Origin of the sequence: Tellurirhabdus bombi (assembly GCF_021484805.1) — a bacterium.
Classification (GTDB): domain Bacteria; phylum Bacteroidota; class Bacteroidia; order Cytophagales; family Spirosomataceae; genus Tellurirhabdus; species Tellurirhabdus bombi.
Genome location: NZ_CP090557.1, coordinates 2569907 through 2586687, shown reverse-complemented (window position 1 = coordinate 2586687; position 16781 = coordinate 2569907). Strand labels below are relative to the sequence as shown.

The following is a 16781-nucleotide window of genomic DNA, read 5'->3' as shown; positions in this document are numbered from 1 at the left end:
CACCCATGCCCGCCAACCGCAACGCCCTGATTCGCTACAAGATCATCGACAATTGCCTGCGAAATCGCTACCGACAATGGACGCTGGAAGCGCTCATCGACTGCGTTTCGGAGGCTTTGTACGAGTATGAAGGCATGGAGAAAGGCATCAGCCGCCGGACCATCCAGGCAGATCTGCAAATGATGCGCAGCGACAAGCTAGGCTACAATGCACCCATTTTGGTGATTGACAGGAAGTATTACACCTACGCCGATCCGGCCTACAGCATTACGCAAACCCCGCTGACCAATCAGGATTTAAGCCGCATGAACGAGGCAGTGGAAATGTTGAAACAGTTCAAAGGCTTTTCGCATTTTCAGGAACTGAACGAAGTCATTCAGAAGTTAGAGGCACACGTCCACGCCGCTACGGTCCGGCAAACATCCGTCATTGATTTCGAGAAAAATGATGGCTTGAAAGGCCTTTCTTACCTGGATCAGATTTATCAGGCAATCATTCAGAAAAAAGTGCTTTTTCTTACCTACCAGTCGTTCAAGGCCCGGCAGTCAAGCCAGTTTCATTTCCACGCCTGGTGGCTGAAAGAGTTTAAAAACCGCTGGTTTGTAGTAGGGATACAGGCTAATAAATCAGAAATAATGCACCTCGCCCTGGATCGAATTCTAAGCCTAAAGCTGGCCGAAGAACCGGAATTTCTCGCTAACGACGCCTTTTCGCCCGACAGCTACTACCAGCACGTCATCGGCGTCACGGTCAGCCCTCGCATGCGACCGCAGTGCGTCCGTATTCTGGTTAGTCTGCAACATGCGCCCTACGTCGAAACCAAGCCGCTCCACCCTTCCCAGCAGCTTATTGAGCGTCGGGAAGATGGGATCGTGATCGAGATTTGTGTTCAACTGAACCTTGAGCTGGAAAAAGAAATTCTGGGTTTCGGGGAAGGCATGACCGTACTGGCTCCGGCCAGCCTGCGCGCCCGGATACAAGCCCGGCTGGCAACGGCAGCCCGTTTTTACGAACAGCCGTAAAGTTTATGGGGCGAATCGGTAGTGTTTGACCTAAAGTTGCTTTCGTTAATCAGCCGCATTATCCGTATGAGTATGAGCGAACAACCCAACCGCCGCCAGTTTCTTAAGTTGGCTGCCCTGACTCCTTTTCTGCCTGCCGCGAAGCCCGAGCCGGTTCCGCCGCGCCCAATTCATCACAAGCTGAGCTGCAACCTGTACTCGTTCAACCGACCCCTGACTACTGGCCAGATGACGCTGGAGCAGGTGTTGGAGTTTTGCGCCGACCTGGGTTTCGACGCCGTTGACCCAACCGCCTATTACATTCCAAACTATCCCGCTTTACCCGACGACACTTATATCTATACGCTCAAACGCAAAGCCTTTCGGCTGGGCCTTGACATTAGCGGAACGGGGGTGCGGAATAATTTTTGCCTGCCCGACACCGCCAGCCGGAAGAAAGAAATTGACCTTGTTAAGCAGTGGACGCACTTTGCAGCAAAATTTGACGCGCCGGTACTGCGGGTCTTTTCGGGTCTGGAGGTGCCCAAAGGGCATACCCGCAAAGAGGCCACCAAATGGGTCGTTGACTCGCTCCGGCAATGCGCTGACTACGGAGCCCAGCATGGCGTTATGATCGTACTGCAAAACCACGCCGATTTTATTGAAACCGCCGATCATATCCTGGAAGTTTTACGGCTGGTTGATTCCGACTGGCTGGCGCTTAACCTGGATATTGGCAGCTTCCGCGTAGGCGATCCGTATAAAGAAATAGCGAAAGTAGCCCAACACGCCGCCACCTGGCAAATCAAGGAAAATCTGTACGTTAACGGGCAGGAAGTAGCGACCGACCTGGATAAAATTGTCCGAATCGTGCGGGAGTCAGGCTACCGGGGTTACTTGCCCATCGAAACCCTCGGCCCCGGCGACCCACGGGAAAAGGTGCCCCTCTTTCTGGAAAAAGTGCGGCAGGCCCTGGCGAATGGATAAGCTAGCCGTTTAGTAAACTACACGCAAACCTTTTTTAGATAAACGAACGTTCTTTTATTTTTGCCTACAAGATGCGCATTAGAGACGAAAATAAAGAACTGGCTATTCGGGAGAAAGCGCTCGATATGATTGTGCAGGAAGGCTTTGACGGGCTGAGTATGCACAAACTGGCCAAAGCGGCAGGCGTTTCACCCGCTACGATCTACATTTATTTTAAAGATCGGGAAGACCTGATTGTCCAGATTTACCGGGAAGAAAGCCAGCGCATGACCGAAGCTACCCTGGATGGTTTCGACCCGGCCATGCCTTTCGAAGAAGGACTGCGTATTCAGTGGGTCAACCGGGCCAATTACTGCCTGCGCTACCCGCAGCGGATGCATTTTATGGAACAGATGCGCCACTCGCCTTTTCACGACAAATTCCGACAGGTGGCAGAAAATCCGTTTATCGCAGCCATGAAATCTTTTGTTTGTAACGCCATCAAACGCAAGGAACTGGAAGAACTGCCCCTGGAAGTCTACTGGTCACTTGCTTTTGCCCCGCTCTATCAGCTTATCAAGTTTCACATGTCGCACCGGGGGGAGCCGGGAGCCAATGAATTTACGTTGGATAAAATATTACTCAACAAAACACTGGAGCTGGTTCTGAAGGCCCTCCGCCCCGCTTAAACTACAATCAAACAACAAATGCAAAACACACCATCAACCACTTCGTTCAGTACGTACCACAAAGTGGTCATCGGACTGCTCGCTTTCCTCCAGTTTACGGTCGTGCTGGATTTTATGGTTCTCTCGCCGCTGGGCGCTCAGCTCATGAGTGAACTAAAAATTACAACCGCTCAATTCGGCTGGGTTGTTTCGGGTTATGCCTTCAGCGCCGGAATTGCCGGACTGTTGACCGCCGGTTTTGCCGACCGCTTCGACCGAAAAAAATTACTGCTCTTTTTTTACTCTGGCTTCGTCATCGGCACGTTGCTCTGCGGCCTCGCGCCTGACTACCTCTCGCTGCTCATTGCCCGCATTGTGACCGGTATTTTTGGCGGTGTTATTTCGTCCATCAGCTTTGCCATCATCACCGATTTGTTCGACTGGCAGGTTCGGGGTCGGGTAATGGGTTTTGTCCAGATGTCGTTCGCGGCGAGTCAGGTGCTGGGAATTCCCCTTGGTTTGTACCTGGCTAATCACTTTGGCTGGCATTCGCCTTTTCTGCTCATCGTGGCGCTGAGCATTGGAGCCGGGTTTGTTATTGCGTTTTACCTAAAGCCAATTACCGCCCATTTGCTCTTGAAATCGGACCGAAACCCCTTGCAACACCTCGTTCATACCGTTTCTCAGAAAGCCTATCTGCGCGGATTTGCCGCCACTATTCTGCTCACTACGGGCGGTTTTATGCTGATGCCTTTCGGTAGTGCCTTTTCGATTCATAACCTGGGTATTTCACAAACTGAACTGCCGCTGATCTATCTGGTTACCGGTATTTCTTCCATCATTATGGGTCCGTTAGCGGGAAAACTGAGTGACAAAATTGGCAAATACCCCCTGTTTTTCTATGCCTCCGTGTTGGGCATGATTGTCACCATTGTGTATTGCAATCTGGGGATTACGCCGCTGCCCTGGCTCATTTTACTGAACGTGATTTTGTTCATGGGTGTCACTGCCCGAATGATTTCCTCGTCGGCGCTGATGTCGGGCGTTCCGGAACCCGCCGACCGGGGTGCCTTCATGGGCGTCAATTCATCTGTTCAGCAGCTATCGGGTGGTCTTGCGTCGATTGCGGCCGGATTTATTGTAGTTCAGGCACCAGATGGCACATTGCAGCATTATGATTTGCTGGGCTACATTGTGGCTACCACCACCGCCTTTACGATTTTCATGATGTACTTCATCAACAAGTACGTTACGCAGAAGCAACAAACCGCTCTAAAGAGCGAATCAGTAGTAGGTAGTAAAGAGGTATTTTCCTAATTTCACCCCGATATCTCATACTTCAATCAACACATGCAATTGAGAACTTCTTCTCTTTTTCTGAGCCTGTTGACGCTGTCACTGGGTGCCTGGGCGCAAACCGCTCCTTCACCGCGTTACAACGCCAACGACCGCTTCGAGCAAATGGGTACTATGTTGCCTACGCCCAACACGTACCGCACCGCTTCGGGCTCACCGGGACGCGATTATTTTCAGAACCGCGCCGACTACGACATCAAAGTCGAACTGGACGACGCGAACCAGAAAATTATTGGTTCGGAAATGGTGACGTATTACAACAACTCGCCGGATGTGCTGCCTTATATCTGGTTGCAGGTTGAGCAAAATCTATTCGCTAAAAATTCGGCGGGTAGCCGCAGTCGCACCGGCAGTGTCAATCCCAACGGCATGTCAGCTGCGGCAATGGGAGCCGCGATGGGCCAGGGTGCTGGACGCGATTATGGGTATAACATCACTGCCGTGCGCGACAAAGCGGGTAAGGCGCTGAAATACACCATCAACGAAACCATGATGCGGGTTGAATTGCCTGCTCCGTTGAAGCCGGGGCAAAGCGTATCGTTCGGTGTTGACTGGAATTATGTAATCACGGATTATCGCCGCAGCGGATACGAGTTTTTCCCGAAAGATGGTAATTACAACTACTTCATTGCGCAGTGGTTTCCGCGTTTGGCCGCCTACAACGACGTGAATGGCTGGCAGAACAAGCAGTTCATGGGTCAGGGTGAGTTTACGCTGATTTTCGGGAATTATAAGGTAGCTATTACCGTTCCCAACGACCATATCGTGGCCGCTTCGGGCGAATGCCAGAACTACAAGCAAGTGCTGTCCGGGACGCAATTCCAGCGCTTGCAAAAAGCCGCCAACTCCAAAACGCCCGTTGTGATCGTCACACAGGCTGAAGCCGAAGCCGCCGAGAAAGCCGGGGGTGCGAACGCCAAACCAAGGGGCAAAAAGACCTGGATTTACAAAGCGGATAACGTCCGCGACTTCGCGTTTGCCTCGTCCCGCAAGTTCATTTGGGATGCCATGCAGACCGACGTATACGGTGATGGTAAGAAAATCTGGAGCATGTCCGTTTATCCGAAAGAAGGCAATCCGCTGTGGGGCCAATATTCGACGCGCGTGGTTGAGCATACGCTGAAATCCTACGGTAACCGCACGTTCAAATACCCGTATCCGGTAGCCATTTCCTGTCATGCTACGTCGGGCGGCGGGATGGAATACCCCATGATCAGCTTTAACGGGGGTCGCCCGGAAGCGGATGGAACTTATTCCGAGCGCACCAAAGCGGGCATGATTGGGGTAATTATCCACGAGGTAGGCCACAATTTTTTCCCCATGATTGTCAACTCCGACGAACGGCAGTGGACCTGGATGGATGAGGGGCTGAATAGTTTTTGTGAATATCTGGCGGAAAAAGAATGGGATTACAATTTCCCAACCAGCTACGGCGAACCCCAGGGAATCGTAGACTACATGAAGTCAGACAAGGCGGTTTTGTCGCCCATTATGTCTTCTTCCGATAACGTCATTAGCCTGGGACCCAACGCGTATTCCAAACCGGCGACGGCGCTGAACATCCTGCGGGAAACGGTGATGGGTCGCGAGCTGTTTGATTATGCGTTTAAAGAATATGCCAATCGCTGGGCCTTCAAAAACCCCGAACCCGCCGACTTTTTCCGCACGATGGAAGATGCCTCGGGCGTTGATCTGGACTGGTTCTGGAAAGGCTGGTTCTTTGGTACCGAAGCGGTTGATCAGGACTTGGTAGAAGTGGACTGGTTTCAGGTGAATTCACAGAATCCGGAAATCGTCAAAGCCGAAGCCCGCGCCGAGGCCCAACGCCGCAGCAACACCATCAGCAAGCAGCGCGATGCCGCCACCCAGAAAGAAACGGTGGTTTCGCAGGATACCAGTATGCGGGATTTCTACAACAACTATGACCCCTACAAAGTAACGGAGGCCGACAAGAAGAAATACCAGGAGTATCTGGCCAGCCTGTCGGAAGAAGAACGCAAACTGGCGGAATCAACGCAAAATTTTTACACGCTGACGCTGAAAAATAAAGGCGGTATTCCAATGCCGGTCATTGTTCGGATGCAGTTTGAAGATGGCACCGACTCCGTGGCCCGCTTCCCGGCTGAAATCTGGCGTTTCAACGACCAGCAGGTGCAGAAAGTACTGGCTACGTCGAAGCGCGTGACACAATGGACGCTCGATCCGTTCAAGGAAATTGCCGATATTGATACCGATAATAATGCATTCCCTCGTCAGTCGGAATCAACTCGTTTCCAGTTGTTCAAGCAACAGCAGCGACGTGGAGCCGGAGAGCCTAATCCCATGCAACAGCAACGGAGCACGCAACCTCCCGGCGCCCAAAGCGGCGGCAGAAAAAATTAAGGACGTACGCCCAAAACACAATAGCCGATGGACAGCATAGATTCGCTGTCCATCGGCTATTTTTATTGCTTTTCCTAGCGCTTGGCCCCACCCAGCGCCGCTGACTGGCTGCCCATGTTTTGCACCAGCGTAGCCAACCGGCCACTCAGCGTGTCAATGGCTTTTTTGTAACGAGCTTCCAGATCCGGCAAATTGGCGGTTGATTTTAGCGAAGCTTCGTAGAGAAAACCCGGTAACATCCACGACGCGTAGCCACTATACGGATCAGACGAAGCATATAACGAGCGATACCAGGCCCCAAACGCCATGCCTTTCGGATCAATGAAAGACTGCTCCAGTTGACGCATGGTTTTGTTCAATTCCGCCAATTTGTCGGTTCGTCCCGCTTGCAGATAAGTTTGACGCGCTGTTTCTGCCGCATCCGTATTTTTCTTCAGCTCAGCAACGGCGTTCAGTAATGGTTCGATAGAATACGTGGGTGAATACGTCTTGATGGCTTTTTCCGCCGCTTTCAGGTGCGTCGCCAGATCATTCGCGTACCGCGCTAGATCGTAAGGCAACAAATCGGCATTAGCCAGTCGTAGCGTCATAGTACCAACGACCTGCTCCACCATCGGTCCCATTTTATAAGTCGGGTCGGCAAATTTATCGTAGAAATACAAATCATCGTAGGCCGAGTGATAGAGCGTTGGCCCGCCTGTACCGGCATTCAGCGACGGAATGCCCACGTGCATGTACGGCCCGATGTGGTCGGAACCACCACCCAAGTTGCCAATAATAGGCTCATTCGCGACGGTTGCCGGGGCCGAGGACGCAATCCCGACCGTGCTGCCGCTACGGGGTTTGCTTTGGCCCAGCCAGTGCTGATACACCGTTTTGTTGGAGTCTGGATAGTCAACCGCCTGCGTAGCTTCGATGAGCAGCTTTTTCATGGAGGGCGAAGCACTGGCCCCGAATACGCGCCCCGATACGGCGGCATCGTAGTTCATGTAGGCAACGGCTTTCTGCGTTAGCTCATCCCGAAACTGCTCCGACCATTCTGCCGAACCGATTACGCCAAATTCTTCGGCATCCCAATGGGCTACCTTGATCGTTCGCCGGGGACGCTGGCCCGCCTTGGCGAGTTTACCCAGGGTCTCGGTCATACTTAGCAGCATCGCCGTTCCGCTGTTGGGGTCGGTGGCGCCAAACGACCAGGCATCGTAATGACAGCCCGCAATGATCCACTCGTCCGGAAACTCGGAGCCGGTTAAGGTGCCAACCACTTCGTAAACGCGGGTAATCGCTTTTTCCTGCTTCACCATCAACCGAACTTTCAGGGCGGAGCCGCCTTCCAGCCGGTAGGTGAACGGCAATCCGCCCTGCCAGCCGCCCGGTACGGCCCGCGCTCCGGTCATGCGTTTCATGATCTCGGTGGCCGAACCATACGGAATGGGAGTCACCGGAATTTTATGCAGCGCTACGTCCTTCGGATCCAGCCGTTTAATCTTGGTTTTCCCATCTACGGGCAACGCGGGTTCAAAGGGCGTTAGTGGATCGCCGGTATACGGCACAGTTAGCAGCGACCCGCGCTGAATGACACTTTCACTCGGCTGCGGTCCTTCGGGGAAGGTCAGCCCTTTCGTGTAGCCATTATCCGCCGGATCGGTGTAAATAATCACGCCCGCAGCGCCTGCCGCCTCGGCAAACTGCGCTTTGTAGCCCCGGAAATTGCCCCCGTAACGGGCCATGACAATCTTGCCCTGCACCGAAACGCCCATCGCTTTGAGTTGCTCAAAATCTTCCTTACGTCCGTAATTGGCATAGACCACCTCAGCCGTCACATCGCCCGAACCGGAGTAGGCATTCCAGCCCGGCATAATGCGCGGATCTTTGGCGTATTTGTCCTGCTCAAACAAGAACTCGCGAATGTTCAGCGGCTGCCGGGTCGGCTCGACCAGCTCGACGGCAATCTCTCCGGGGCCTTTGGGCAGGTAAATGTCGTGCGGATAAATATCGACTTGCCAGCCTGCCTTGCGCATGGTTTCGGCAATGTAATCCCGCACTTTTTCGTTTTCTGGCGTTCCCGCTACGTGTGGTGCACTGGCCAATGTTTCCAGATGCTTTTTAAAAGCCGCCGTCGATTGTTGTTTCTTGAATTCTGCTTCTAGTTTTACTTCGGCCGCCTGGCGGTTTGGCGTGAAGCCGGTAAACGTCTGCGCCTGGGCTGCGGAAAAGCACAAGCCCAAAGCCAATGCCTGCCCAACGGTAGCGCGTAAGGTGGTAATTTTCATCTCCATACAGTCTAGGTTTTCTAAGTAACGTCAGTAAAAGATACTGAAAAAGAGGAAGTCATTTTGACGTAACTCCGTAAATTGATACTAATTGCCCTTGGAATCCAGCTTTTACCAAATTGGGAAGTCAGGGCCCTATAATGTAGCTTTGCCTATATACTTTTTACACATGAACCGTCGTCATTTTATTCAACAGTCAGCCGGGGCTAGTCTTGGTCTGATGGTCAATAGCCAGTGGGCCGCTGCCGCCCTCCCTCCAACCTTCCCCGTTGTTCGGACTGCTCCCGACAAGCGTAATTTCACCAGCACTGCCGTCGAACAAACCATCGAGCGGATGAAGAAAACCATCCGCGATCCGGAGCTGGCCTGGCTTTTCGAAAACTGTTTTCCAAATACGCTTGATACCACTGTTCAATTCAAAGAAGCGGGTGGAAAACCCGATACGTTTGTCATTACGGGCGATATTGATGCCATGTGGCTACGCGATAGCACGGCGCAGGTCTGGCCGTATTTGCCGCTGACCAAAAACGATGCTCCTTTGCGCCAGTTGGTTGCCGGGGTAATTCGGCGGCAGTCGCAATGCATCCGCTTCGATCCATACGCCAATGCTTTTTACGCCGACGAAACGCACGAAAGCGAGTGGAAAAAAGACCGCACCGACATGAAACCCGGCCTCCACGAACGAAAATGGGAGCTGGATTCGCTTTGCTACCCAATTCGGCTGGCTTACCATTATTGGCAAACCACGGGCGACACCAGTCCTTTCGACGCGGGCTGGTTGCAAGCCATGCAGAAAGTAGTGCAAACCTGTCGTGAGCAACAACGGAAAACGGATCGCGGACCGTATAAGTTCGGGCGGGAAACGGCCTGGTCGACGGATACGGTTCCGGGCGATGGCTACGGCAATCCAACGCGCCCCGTCGGACTGATTCACAGCATCTTCCGCCCTTCCGACGATGCGACGATTTTCCCATTCCTGGTGCCTTCCAACTGGTTTGCGGTGGTCTCACTGCGGCAGTTAGCTACCATGATTGATAAGATTCAACCCAATCCGGCCCTGTCAAAAGAATGTCGCGCCATGGCCGACGAGGTTGAAGGTGCATTGAAGCAATACGCCGTTTATAACCACCCGAAATACGGAAAAATGTACGCGCTGGAAGTAGATGGGTTTGGAAATCATCTGTTACAAGACGACTCCAACGTGCCCAATCTGATCTCGCTGCCGTACCTGGGCGTGTGTCCACCTACTGATCCTATTTACCGCAATACCCGGCGATTTGCGCTCAGCGCCGACAATCCGTATTATTTTAAAGGCAAAGCCGCCGAAGGAATTGGCAGTCCGCATACACTGGTCAATAATATCTGGACCATGAGCCTGACCATGCGAGCGCTGACTTCTACCGACGATCAGGAAATTCTAACCCAGCTCCGGCAGTTGAAAAACACCCACGCCGGTACGGGCTTTATGCACGAATCGTTCAATCAGGACGACCCGGCAAAATTCACCCGCAAGTGGTTTGCCTGGGCTAATACCCTGTTCGGCGAATTGGTTCTGAAAGTCGCCGCCGAACGTCCTCACCTGCTGAGTAAGCCGTTGTAAACACAATGAGCGGGTATTCTTGAATACCCGCTCATTGATAAATTATATTGTCTGAATGCGTAACCCGTTGCCATACGCATCAAAATTAGACACGTATGCCCGCGCTGACCTGATGCGAAAGACCTGTTTCCCGCACAACCACCTGGCTTTCGAGCAGAGCCTGGGCGTACGATTCGCTCAAGATGCGCTTGGGAGGCAGCCCTTCTCCCAGTTCCGCATCCCATAAGCCAGAGCGGTGCCAATGATCCAGGTTATCCCAGTCGGGACGGTCAATGATGGGATACAGGCAGATGCCCCAAAGTGGCAAACCACGCCGCAGGGTGGCTGCGCACTCGCTGGCTACGTACCGAATCCAGTGCGGTCGGTCTTCACCGGGATGGCTGGTTTCGCTCAGCACAATTGGCTTTCCGTAGCGTTCGTACACTTCCTGAAAAAGACTGCGCAGCGGCCGCCAGCGTGGGTCGTTCCCTTCGTTCGCCCAGGGCAGGAAATGATGGGGCTTGTTTGGCTCCACTACCCATTGGTTATTGTAATAAAAATTCACCCCGATAATATCCACATAGTCAGGCGATCCGCCCAGTTCGGGGCAGGCCCGTCCTGTCAATATATCCATTGCCTGGTACTGGGCGTTATGGGCTTTTTTGGCCCGGGAAATATCCTGGGGTGTGCCTTTCAGCGGCGGCACCATGTTTACCAACGGTTCAGTAGACATAATGCAGATTGTGGGATCGGCTTCCCGTAGGGCAGCTACCCCCTCAATATAAGCCCGCATCAGGTGGTATTTCACGTCCCAGCCCTGCCCTACGCAATAGGGCGACGTGCCGCGAACATCACCGCCCAGCCACGAAATAAAGCTCACTTCATTGATGGGCGTTACGATAAGCACCCCATCGGGGTTAACAGAACGGTAAAACGAAACAAAGGCCCGACAGAGGGCCGCAAAGCGCCGGGCAAACATCGGATGCAAGGGCGTCAGATCGTCCGGATAGCCGAAGTGACATAAATCCCATACCTGCTGAATGCCGTGAGTACGGCCTTTTTCCAGCATTAGTTTAACGGTACTCCAATCGTATTGATAGGCCTTTTTCTCTACTTCACTCCAGCGGATACCCTCCCGAACCGTGTGAATACCAAACGGATGAAGATTTTGGTAATCTTCGTCCAGCATATCCAGGTGGCCGGTAGTTTTCGCCAGATCGACCCGAATACCAAAGCAGTTCTGTTGATCGGTGCATTCGTAGCCGCCCATCCAGAAAGAACGAAACGGATTGGGAGAAGTGTGTTGAATTGAGCGCGTTGCAAGCATTGAGGTGGAAATTTGATCCACAGCCAAGGTAGCTAAAATCGCTGTCCTGTTGCCGCAATTCGCTAGAATAATAGTAAATGGCCTTACAGAAATCAGTCCTCAATAATAGGATTTATCGAATAATACGGCCTAAAATTTAAAAGCCTGACCAAGCCGTTTTTTCGGTTGCTTTTATTCGCATTATAAACCCATTAAATTATGTGTCTAAGAGCTTATATGACTGTTTATTGGTAGACTATTTCATTAATTTTTTATCCTTTTGCAGTCATAACCGAACTTGTACTTTAGCTACATCATTTTTTTGAAAAATCCATACCTGGCCTTACTTGCTACGGCCTGGAAATACGCCCGTCAAGAGAAAGGTCGCTACCTTTTTATTTATTCGCTTTTCATAGCTTCGAACCTGATTGTTGCCCTGCATCCGCTCCTATTTGGCTGGTTTATTAACGCCATCCAGCAGAAAGGAGCCGATGTTCCGACCATTGCGCTCCAGTTTGGCGGTGGCTTCTTACTCCTGAAACTAGCGGAATGGGCCTTCCACGGCCCCGCCCGGATTATGGAACGCGAGCTGGCCTTTAACGTCAGCCGGAATTTTCTAACCGAGCTGTACCACCAAACGTTGCACTTACCCGTTAAGTGGCACAAAGAGCACCACAGCGGCGCTACCATCAACCGCATCCGAAAAGCCTACGAAGCCCTGAAATCGTTTTTTCAGACGGGCTTTGTTTACATGCACACGATTTTCAAGTGTCTTTTTTCGTTCGGAGCGATGCTGTATTTTTCGCCACTTTACGGCTCGACGGGCATTCTGCTCGGCGCGCTAACCGTCTGGGTCATTCTGAAGTTTGACAAACCATTCATTAAAGCTGTTGACGAAACCAACGAACGCGAACACGACTCGTCGTCTATGCTGTTTGATAGCCTTTCCAACATCATTACGGTGATTACGCTGCGGCTCGAAAAGCAGATGGAAGCCGGTATGCTCGGCAAAATCATGCAGGTTTTCCCGCCCTTCCGGCGCAATATCCGCATCAACGAGTGGAAATGGTTTGTGGCCAGCATGCTGATTGGGTTGATTTATGTCGTCGTTACGGCGGGGTACGTACATCAGCATTATACACCGGGGCAGGTCTTTGCCGTGGGCGGTCTGGTTACACTCCTGGGTTATGTCAATCAGTTCACGAGCGTTTTCACGGATGTAGCGTTCCAATATACGCAGATTGTCCAGTATAATACGGACGTGCAAACGGCCCGTAGCATCAGCGAGGCACACAGCCAGCACCACCAGCAGGACAAAGAAGCAGCTTTGGTAAGCAACTGGAAAACCATCGGCATCCGTGGGCTGAACTTTTCGCACCCGACGACGGCCCTTGATGTGAACCGCAAAATGCCGAGCCTGACCGACATCAGCATTCAGATTGAACGCGGTAAACGCATTGCCTTCATTGGTGAAAGCGGCAGCGGAAAAAGTACCCTTCTGACCTTGCTACGCGGTTTGTACCAACCTGAGTTTGTCGAAGAAATCCGCGTGGACGGGCAGCCGGTGGCCAGTCTCAGCCAGATTGCCGATTCGGTGACGCTGTTCCCGCAGGAGCCCGAAATTTTTGAAAACACGGTGGCTTATAACATTACACTAGGCTTGCCGTTCGAAGAGGCGGATGTGTCGCAGGCTTGCGAGACGTCGCGTTTTGCCGATATTGTTGACCGGTTGCCGCTGGGTCTGGAAACGAGTATTCAGGAGAAAGGCGTTAACCTGTCTGGTGGGCAGAAGCAGCGGCTGGCGCTGGCCCGGGGCGTACTGGCCGCCCGTGATAGCGATATTGTCTTACTGGATGAGCCTACCAGCAGCGTGGATCCAAAAACAGAATTTGAAATTTACCACAAAATGCTGGCCCAGTTCTCCAACAAAGCCGTTATTTCAACCCTCCACCGCCTGCACCTGCTGCCGATGTTCGATTACATCTACATTCTGCGCAACGGGCGGGTTGTTGATGAAGGAAGCTTTGTTCACCTGCGTCAGCACAGTATGCTGTTCCAGGAAATGTGGCAGCACCAGCAGGAAACGAAAAGCGAATACCTGGCCGCCTAAATACGATTTATCGGGCAGCATAAAGTTACAGTAGTTTCAAGCCCTATAACTTTATGCTGCCTAATGAATAAATTACTTGGTTATCTCCTTCAACCAGGTTGTCATTGCCTCTAGCGCCTGCGGAGAGAACGTTTCTTCAAGCAAGCCATACTCCTGAATGGAGCCTGTTGTTGACGTCTGAAACAGGTGATTTAAACCGGGGAATGTCTGCGTTTTGAAATTTTTGTTACCGGCCTGGGTCAAGCCTTTTTCGATCGCAGCCAGGTTTTCTACTGCCGATACCTGCATGTCTTTATCGCCGTTGAGGGCCAATACTGGAATGGTCAATTTGGACAATACTGGTGCCGGATCGTACTTAACAATATAATGATACCACTTGGCGCTGGCTGCTTTCGCAAATTCATCGGCCATTTTCTGTCCCGCGGTGCCGGCAACGCCCATCTGCTGCAGGCGTTCCTGCGGCTGGCTTTGCTGCCAGTTTGCCATTGCCAACCGAACATCGGCGGTCAGGTCGGTCTTGCTCATGGGCTGATTGGCAACAGCCTGTAACATCGCTGTCTGCATGCTGGTGAAGTAGCCGATAAATTCTTCATTCAGCATCCCCGAAGCCCGGACGATATCCGCATACTGGCGCTTCAGCAAATCAATTCCTTTTACACCGACACCCGCCAACGATACCAGATACGCTACGTCTTTCGATTGCGTAGCAGCCAGTGGCGCTGTTATGCCCCCTTCGCTGTGCCCAATCAGACCAATCTTCTTTTTCGCAACTTCTGGACGAGTTTTAAGGTAATCAATAGCAGCCAGCGCATCCTGGGCAAAGTCAGCGGCGGTAGACTGGTCGAAATTACCTGTAGTTTGCCCAACGCCCCGGTCATCGACGCGCAATACGGCAAACCCGGCCCGGCTCAGGTGGTCGGCAATTACCCAGAACGGCTTGTGTCCCAGCAGCGTTTCGTCACGATCCTGCGCACCACTGCCCGAGAGCAGCACAACTGTTGGAAAAGGCCCGTTCCCGGTTGGAATGGTCAGCGTACCGCCAAACTGAAGGCTTTTGTCTTTATTGGCAAATGTGACGTTGTCGCTCCGGTAAGGGAAAGGTGGTTTTGGCGTCTGCGGACGGGCGGGTTCGGATATGGCACCCACTCGCTTCAGGGTGAGCGGAGCTTCCATTCCCTGTTGCTTCCAGATGCCGACTGCCGTTTGTTTGTTTCCTTCGAATTTACCCTTGAATACCCCATTGATGGTCTTTGATTCAGCGATCAGACTATCAGCGGTTTCGGACAGGCGGTGGATGGGTATTTTTTTCACGCCCTGATCGGGGCTTTCAAAATGGGCGGCGGGCTGGCGTGTCAGAGAATCCGTATACAGGTGAAGAACCAGTCGGATTGGCCCTAATTGCCCCTGATAAATGCGCTTTTCCTTGCCTGTTTGCGCCTGCACAAAACCGGTGAGTAAGATCAGACCGAGAAGTGATAAATATTTCATGATTTACTGAAAAAGAAGTGAATTTTTACGGCTCAAAGAGACACTAGTTACAAATAAAAACGCCGTAAATTCCCAAAATAGTGATAAGCAGGGATATTTCACGGTTCAACTGACTCAAATGATGATGAATCTCGTCGCGATGGTTAGCCCCGAACAGGCTGTGCAAACCATTCAATCTGGTAACCGTGTTTTTATTCATAGCGTTGCACAAACGCCGCACCGCCTTATTGCTGCTATGGTAGCCAGGGCTGATAGCTTAACTAATGTTGAAGTTTGCCACATCCACACGGAAGGCCATCTCCCCTACTGCGAAGAACAATACGCCGGTATTTTCAAGCCAAACGCTTTTTTCATTGGGGCTAACATGCGGAAACAGGTCAACATGGGCATTGCCGATTATGTCCCGATTTTCCTGAGTGAGATTCCTTTACTCTTTCAACGAAATATTTTACCAATTGATGTAGCCCTGATTCAGGTTTCTCCGCCCGATCAGCACGGATTTTGCTCGCTTGGTCCGTCGGTAGATGTGTCCCTGAGCGCCATTAAAATGGCTAAATACGTGATTGCCCAGATCAACCCCAACGTGCCCCGGACGCACGGCGACGGCATGATTCACGTCAAATCAATTCATGCTGCCATTGACTGCGACGATCCTATTTACGAAATACCAATCAAACCTGTTACGGACACTGAGCAGAAAATTGGCCGCCTCGTGGCCGAACTGGTCGAAGATGGCGCTACGTTGCAGATGGGTATCGGCGGGATTCCAAATGCGGTGCTGGCCGAACTGGTGCATCACCAGAAGCTGGGGATTCATACTGAGATGTTTTCCGATGGCATCATCGACCTGGTGGAACGCGGCGTCGTAACGGGCGAACGCAAAAAAGTCCTGCCTTATAAGCTGGTTTCGTGCTTCGCGATGGGCAGCCGCCGCCTGTACGACTTCATCAACGACAATCCCGGCGTGACGATGAAGGAAGTTTCTTACACCAACGATACCTCCATCATCCGGCGCAATCCGAAAGTGACGGCCATCAACAGCGCCATTGAAGTAGATTTGACGGGTCAGGTGTGCGCCGATACCATTGGAACCTACCAGTATTCGGGCGTTGGCGGGCAGATGGATTTTGTGCGCGGCGCTTCGTTGTCTGAGGGTGGCAAGCCCATTATTGCCCTCCCTTCTGTGACTAAATACGGCGAAAGTAAGATCGTGCCTTTCCTGAAAGAAGGGGCCGGTGTAACCACTACCCGCGCTCACGTTCACTACATCGTAACTGAATATGGCGTGGCGAATCTTTACGGAAAAAATCTCCGTCAACGAGCACACGCCCTTATCCAGATTGCCCATCCTGACCACCGGGAAACGTTAGAAAGACAGGCGCATGAGCGTTTTAGGGTATTTTAATGTCAGATAAACTATTCATTTACAGCCACATACTAAGTTGTTAGTAATTATTTTTGCGGGTTATTCGTAAAAGCCATAAATTCACATTCCTTCCAATTTACGGCCACCGAATGCTGAGGTTTATTTACGTTGCGGCTACGCTTTTATTGTTACTAACAGCTTACCACCCACCGGAGAGATTTGTCACTTCTGCAAAGCCCTTTATAAGTCGTGGTGATTCGGTCCCTCGATTAAATAATACCGCAGT

Annotated in this window: 11 protein-coding genes; 8 read left to right on the top strand and 3 right to left on the bottom strand. The window is 51.9% G+C overall.

Going from position 1 to position 16781, the window contains the following annotated elements:
• Positions 1-5: 5 nt before the first annotated feature.
• The 5 genes from L0Y31_RS10920 to L0Y31_RS10900 all read left to right on the top strand — a co-directional run bounded on the left by L0Y31_RS10920 (position 6) and on the right by L0Y31_RS10900 (position 6373).
• The gene (locus tag L0Y31_RS10920) at positions 6-1022 is read left to right on the top strand and encodes a helix-turn-helix transcriptional regulator (RefSeq protein ID WP_234733096.1); all 1017 of its coding nucleotides are present in this window, start codon (positions 6-8) and stop codon (positions 1020-1022) included.
• A gap of 72 nt (positions 1023-1094) precedes the next feature.
• Entirely contained in the window at positions 1095-1988 is an 894-nt protein-coding gene (locus L0Y31_RS10915; RefSeq protein ID WP_234733095.1) for a sugar phosphate isomerase/epimerase family protein, read from the top strand.
• A gap of 71 nt (positions 1989-2059) precedes the next feature.
• Entirely contained in the window at positions 2060-2656 is a 597-nt protein-coding gene (locus L0Y31_RS10910; protein ID WP_234733094.1) for a TetR/AcrR family transcriptional regulator, read from the top strand.
• Positions 2657-2674: 18 nt separating this feature from the next.
• Positions 2675-3952 carry an MFS transporter gene (locus L0Y31_RS10905; protein WP_234733093.1) on the top strand — a complete coding sequence of 426 codons (1278 nt, stop codon included), beginning with the start codon at positions 2675-2677 and terminating at the stop codon, positions 3950-3952.
• 33 nt (positions 3953-3985) lie between these two features.
• Positions 3986-6373: a M1 family metallopeptidase gene (locus tag L0Y31_RS10900; RefSeq protein ID WP_234733092.1), complete on the top strand. Its 2388-nt coding sequence runs from the start codon at positions 3986-3988 to the stop codon at positions 6371-6373.
• A gap of 74 nt (positions 6374-6447) precedes the next feature.
• Here the strand turns inward: L0Y31_RS10900 and L0Y31_RS10895 are convergent, their stop codons facing one another.
• Positions 6448-8646, bottom strand: a complete 2199-nt coding sequence (locus L0Y31_RS10895; protein WP_407084076.1) for a M28 family peptidase — start codon at positions 8644-8646, stop codon at positions 6448-6450.
• 169 nt (positions 8647-8815) lie between these two features.
• Between L0Y31_RS10895 and L0Y31_RS10890 the strand changes: the two genes are divergently transcribed.
• Positions 8816-10246: a glycoside hydrolase family 125 protein gene (locus tag L0Y31_RS10890; protein WP_234733090.1), complete on the top strand. Its 1431-nt coding sequence runs from the start codon at positions 8816-8818 to the stop codon at positions 10244-10246.
• Positions 10247-10331: 85 nt separating this feature from the next.
• On the opposite strand, the gene L0Y31_RS10885 is transcribed toward L0Y31_RS10890, so the two are convergent.
• Positions 10332-11552, bottom strand: coding sequence for a glycoside hydrolase family 1 protein (locus L0Y31_RS10885; protein WP_234733089.1), 1221 nt, complete (start codon positions 11550-11552; stop codon positions 10332-10334).
• 301 nt (positions 11553-11853) lie between these two features.
• Between L0Y31_RS10885 and L0Y31_RS10880 the strand changes: the two genes are divergently transcribed.
• Entirely contained in the window at positions 11854-13641 is a 1788-nt protein-coding gene (locus tag L0Y31_RS10880) for an ABC transporter ATP-binding protein (RefSeq protein WP_234733088.1), read from the top strand.
• A gap of 72 nt (positions 13642-13713) precedes the next feature.
• On the opposite strand, the gene L0Y31_RS10875 is transcribed toward L0Y31_RS10880, so the two are convergent.
• A complete protein-coding gene (locus L0Y31_RS10875; RefSeq protein WP_234733087.1) occupies positions 13714-15129 on the bottom strand; it encodes an alpha/beta hydrolase family protein in 1416 nt (471 codons plus the stop codon).
• Positions 15130-15250: 121 nt separating this feature from the next.
• On the opposite strand from L0Y31_RS10875, the gene L0Y31_RS10870 reads away from it, so the two are divergent.
• Positions 15251-16534 carry an acetyl-CoA hydrolase/transferase family protein gene (locus L0Y31_RS10870; RefSeq protein ID WP_234737162.1) on the top strand — a complete coding sequence of 428 codons (1284 nt, stop codon included), beginning with the start codon at positions 15251-15253 and terminating at the stop codon, positions 16532-16534.
• Positions 16535-16781 lie beyond the last annotated feature (247 nt).